At 74.7% G+C, this 3,190-nt stretch carries 3 protein-coding genes and 1 pseudogene; all 4 read right to left on the reverse strand.

Annotated features, from left to right (window positions below):
• Window positions 1-944: AraC family transcriptional regulator (locus ACIQOV_RS34310; protein ID WP_401054717.1), on the reverse strand; the 944-nt coding region annotated here is incomplete at its 3' end.
• 143 nt (window positions 945-1,087) lie between these two features.
• Entirely contained in the window at window positions 1,088-1,885 is a 798-nt protein-coding gene (locus tag ACIQOV_RS34315; protein WP_401054720.1) for an SCO1664 family protein, read from the reverse strand.
• A gap of 44 nt (window positions 1,886-1,929) precedes the next feature.
• Window positions 1,930-2,499, reverse strand: coding sequence for a DUF3090 domain-containing protein (locus ACIQOV_RS34320; protein WP_359901221.1), 570 nt, complete (start codon window positions 2,497-2,499; stop codon window positions 1,930-1,932).
• A 196-nt stretch (window positions 2,500-2,695) separates the two neighbouring features.
• A pseudogene (locus ACIQOV_RS34325) lies at window positions 2,696-3,190 on the reverse strand (histidine phosphatase family protein); the annotation flags it as partial.

The following is a 3,190-nucleotide window of genomic DNA, read 5'->3' on the forward strand; positions in this document are numbered from 1 at the left end:
CCTGCGGAACGGACAGCGACAGCGGTGGCAGCAGCGACCACTGGATCTCCGCGGCCACGCTCATCGGTTCGAGGCGCCGGGCCTGGAAGATCCGGAGGGGTCATCCCGGTCTCCCGGCGGAAGAACCGGCAGAAGTACGCCGGATCGACGAAGCCCGCCTCCTTCGAGACCTGACGGATCGTCAAATCCGTGCAGGCGAGCAGCCGTTTGGCCTCCAGGGTCTGCTGCCGGCGGATCAGGCCGCCCGGGGTCCGGCCGGTGGCCTGCTTCACCAGGGTCTGCAAGTGCCCCGGGGAGACGCCGAGTTCCTGCGCGGTGGAGGCCACCGAGTGCCGCACCCCGCCCGGCCGGGCGATCAACCGGGTGAAGGCGGCGGCCACTTCGGCCGGACGGCTGGGCACCATCGGACGGTCGGCCGGGGCACAGGCGCGCAGCGCCCGGACGATCAGGATGTGCAGGCTGGCCCGCAGCACACCCTGGTAGCCCGGCGCCCTGGTCCGGTACTCGTGCTCCATGTCGGCGAGCAGCGCGGTGATCGCCGCGGCCTGTTCACCGAGCGCGAGGGCCGGGCGGGTGGCCAGGGCCCGCAGGGCGGCGAGGTCCTGGGGGTGGCCGAGCAGGAAGTCCTCGTTGAACAGGACGACCTGGCCGGTCAGCTCCTCGGCGTCCGCCCAGTAGTGCACCTGGCCGGGGGTGATCACGCACAACTGCGGTGGCGCCAGCGGCCGGTGGACGAGGTCCAGGACATGGGCGCCGTGGCCGCCGGTGACGTGGACGATCTCGTAGAACGAGTGCCGGTGGGGGAAGCCGGCCCGCGAGAGCGGGCCGATCGCGTCGAAACTGCCGATGGCGAAGGGGAGCAGCTGGGGCAGCGGGACCTGCAACCGGTGCAACGGCAGGTCCGGCGTGGTCCGGGGGGTGGGGGTGGTCCGTCGCACATCCATCGGAGCAGTGTGCGACCCGTTCCGGGCACAGGTCCAGACCATCTGCCGCCGTTTTCACGGACCGGTCCGGGCCACCGGCGCTCGCGCGGCCGGCGGCAAGGACCGGTCGGCACCCCCGGCTGCGCCCCGGGCCACACCCCCGGCTACACCGGCGGCCAGGGAATCGCCGGCCAGTCCTCGGGCGGCAGCGGGTGCCGGCCGGAGCCCCGGAGCCCGGCCACCCGGGCCCGGGTCGCGTCCAGTTCGGCCGCCGTCAGGTGCGGGGCGAGCCGCTCGGCGAGCTCGCCGTCCAGCTGCTCGGCCAGCCGGGCCAGCACCTCCAGCGCCTCGGTGGGCAGCGGGTCCCCGGCCCAGCCCCAGAGCAGGGTGCGCAGCTTGTCCTCGGTGTTGAAGGTGACACCGTGGTCGATGCCGTACACCCGGCCGTCGGCGGCCGGAATCAGGTGCCCGCCCTTGCGGTCGGCGTTGTTGAGCACCGCGTCCAGGACGGCGAGCCGGCGCAGCCGCCGGTCGTCGTGGTGCACCAGCAGGGCCGTCCGCCCGCCATCGACCTCGGCCCGGACGATCGGCAGCCAGCCCTGCTCCGGGCCGCGCGGGTCCTGGAGCGCGAGCAGCGGCTCGGCCCCCGGGTCCGGCTCGACCCACAGCTGCACCATGCCGGGCCCGTGCGGGCCCTCGCGCAGCACGGTGGGCGGGATCAGCGCCCAGCCGGTCGCGGCGGACAGCTCGTACGCGGCGACCTCGCGGCCGGCCAGCGTGCCGTCCGGGAAGTCCCACAGCGGGCGCTCGCCGGCCACCGGCTTGTAGACGGCCTGCGCGCTGAGCGAGCCGTGCGCGACCGTGCAGTACAGCGCGGCGTTGGAGGCTTCGGTGAGGCGGCCGTGCACGGTCAGCCCGCCCTGGCGCAGCAGCGCGAGGGCGGTGGGCACGTCGGCGGCCAGCGCCGCGGCGGCGGCCGGGTCGGCCTGCGGCGGGGTGTCGGTGTTCAGCGCCGGTAGCCGTTCGCGCGCGGGCACAGGTGGCCCTCCGGGTCGAGCGGCAGGTTGCAGAACGGGCAGGGCTTGCGGCCCGCCGCGACCAGGTCCAGCGCGCGCTTGGCGAAGACCCGGGCCATCGCGCCGGACAGCCGCACCCGGAGCATGTCCGGGCCGGTCTCGTCGTCGGTGAAGACCGCCTCGGCGGCGTCCTCCTCCTCCTCGTCCTCGACCAGCGCCTGGGCCTCGACCACCAGGCAGCTGTCCACGCTGTCCCAGGCCAGCGCCATGGTGCCGACCCGGAACTCCTGCTCCAGCGGGAGGTCCAGCGGGGCGGTGTCGAGCAGGTCCTTCGGAGCGGCGGCCGGGATGGCGGCGTCTCCGCCACTGCGCCGCAGCGCCTCGTCCAGGACCTCCTCGATGCGCTCGGCGAGCGCCGCGACCTGGGTCTTCTCCAGCAGCACGCTGGTGATCCGGCCCCGGGCACTGGCCTGAAGGTAGAACGCCCGGGCGCCGGGCTGGCCGACGGTGCCGGCCACGAACCGTTCGGGCTGGTCGTAGAAGTAGACCTGACGGGGCACGCTCTCGCTCCGGATCGTGTCGGTCGGCGCGGTACCGCCGGGGGCGGATCGCGGCCGGATGGACTCGTAAGTCACCCTACGACCTTCGGGCTCCGGCCGGGGAGCCGAGCCGACGGCCGCGGGCGGGGTGGCACCCGGGGAACCAGCGGTGTCGCCCCGGACGGCGCCTCCCCGGACGGCCCGTCGGCGGCGTGCCTCAGACGGCGCCGCCGACCACCGCGTCACCGGTCGGGGTGGCCGCGGCCGGGTGGGGCCTGGGCGCGAGCGAGGCGAGGTCGCCGGTGTCGCCCATCCTCAGGACGAAGGGCCGCTGCGGGGTGTAGCGGATCGCGGTGACCGAACAGGGCTCGACGCTGATCCGCTGGAAGTGGTCCAGGTGCAGCCCGAGCGCGTCGGCCACCACGGCCTTGATCACGTCCCCGTGCGAGCAGGCGATCCAGACCGCGTCCTCGCCGTGCTCGGCGGCGATCCTCCGGTTCCACTCGCGCACCGCGTCCACCGTGCGGTGGCTCAGCTCGCGCAGCGACTCCCCGCCGGGGAAGGCGGCCCCGGCGGCGTGGTCCTGCACGGTGCGCCAGAGCGGCTCCTTGGCCAGCCTCGGCGCGATGACCGGCGTCGCCTTCGTGCTGTTCACCAACTACATGATCAGCGACCCGGGAACGACGCCGATGAAGGCCAAGGCCCAGTTCAT

Origin of the sequence: Kitasatospora sp. NPDC091257 (assembly GCF_044757675.1) — a bacterium.
Taxonomy (GTDB): Bacteria; Actinomycetota; Actinomycetes; order Streptomycetales; family Streptomycetaceae; genus Kitasatospora; species Kitasatospora lactacystinica.